Raw genomic sequence first — 1,500 nt, 5'->3', positions numbered from 1 at the left:
TAAACCTCGAAAATTTTTTCCGAATCACAGAAAGTAGTTTTTTGGAAATATCAAAAAAATGTCCAGAACTATATAGACTATCTTTTAGTGGAAATCCAACAATAAAATTTATTGGAGAGAGCTCAATAACAGATACACCGACCACAAAATTTCCCCGTCTTGTTCAGTTAGAAATTTCAGACTGTAGAAATCTCGAGAAGATTGAGATTGAAGCTCCTTCCCTTAGGAATCTAATTATTCACAATTGTCCTAATTTAGTAAAAATAACAATCAAATCAAGAAATAAACCTTCAATCACCTCTCACAATACACGCTTATTATGGATTCCTTACGACAAACCTTCTCTAACAGAGAATATAATCGATAAAATAAAAACAAAAATTTCTAATTTTATAAGTTTTAGTGAACCAACGATATCAAAGAGTAACAACAGTGAACGAGATTTATCCAGACTCACGCCTCAGAGATTCACATCATCAGGAGCTGCAAGTAGCAGTCAATGGGACCATAATAACAGCGCTCCAATCATCTCCATCGCAAAACGATCCATTCAAGTTGACAAAAAAATAATGAAAAATTGGTTACAATACATTTTGAGGAGAGAACCAAATCTGTTAACAGTTATAAGCCAAATCACCACCCCAGAATCGGATGAAGGTTTTCAAGTAGATGTTAAAAGTATGATTACACCTAAAATTCAAAAACTGATCAAAAACCAAATAAAGAATCATGTTAAGGATAAAGACGATTATGAAGGTATAGAGAAAAAATTCTTTCAATTTTTGAAAATTCGAAGTCTTCGACCTCTCCCAGAAAGCTCTCTTTCAAATAGTTCTGAAACAGTGAAGTTGGATCACAAAATTGGCACGAGAAGATCTATTTTCCTGGCAGAACATATTGACTTTGATAATTTACCACAAGTTAATCCTCTCGAAGGCTGTACAATTGATGATCTTGATCAAAGTAATATCGATAACATGTTTAATATTATTTTAGAAGCGGAAAAAATACTAGAATCAATCAAAGGCAAGAGGGTAATCGCCCTATTCGGAGAAACTGGATGCGGAAAAAGTACTTTAGCAAACTGGCTCCTAGGATGTATAATGAAACAAGGAAAACGAGGAAGGATTGAAGCCATCGATGAAAAAACCCCCATCGGTCACAAATCAAGCTCCGAAACGCTCATCCCATCAGCTTTCGAATTAATCGAAGATATTTTTTTAGTTGACCTGCCTGGTTTTCTCGATAATAGATCTCCAGAAGCAGACATCGCACATGCTGTAAACATACGTCGTCTATTTCAAAACTCTCATTCCTGTAATTTATGTCTCATAGTTGACTACCACACCTTCAAAAGTGCGAGAGGAAAAGGAGTTAATGATCTGTTATTAAGATTAGAAGAATTTGTTAAAAAAACTGCTTTAAAAAATTTTCAGAAGAATCTTCTAATAGGATTTACAAAGGTATACAACGAAATTCAATTGAGTGACCTTAGCAAAG

The 1,500-nt window shown here is 34.2% G+C and carries 1 protein-coding gene; it reads left to right on the top strand.

The features are described from left to right. Positions 1 to 41: 41 nt before the first annotated feature. Positions 42 to 1,500 (top strand): GTPase (locus tag C0512_RS15595; RefSeq protein WP_290863231.1); only part of this gene is annotated, 1,459 nt, incomplete at its 3' end.

This window comes from Flavobacterium sp. (assembly GCF_013822155.1).
Classification (GTDB): Bacteria; Bacteroidota; Bacteroidia; order Flavobacteriales; family Flavobacteriaceae; genus Flavobacterium.
This window is presented reverse-complemented; position numbering and strand designations above follow the sequence as displayed.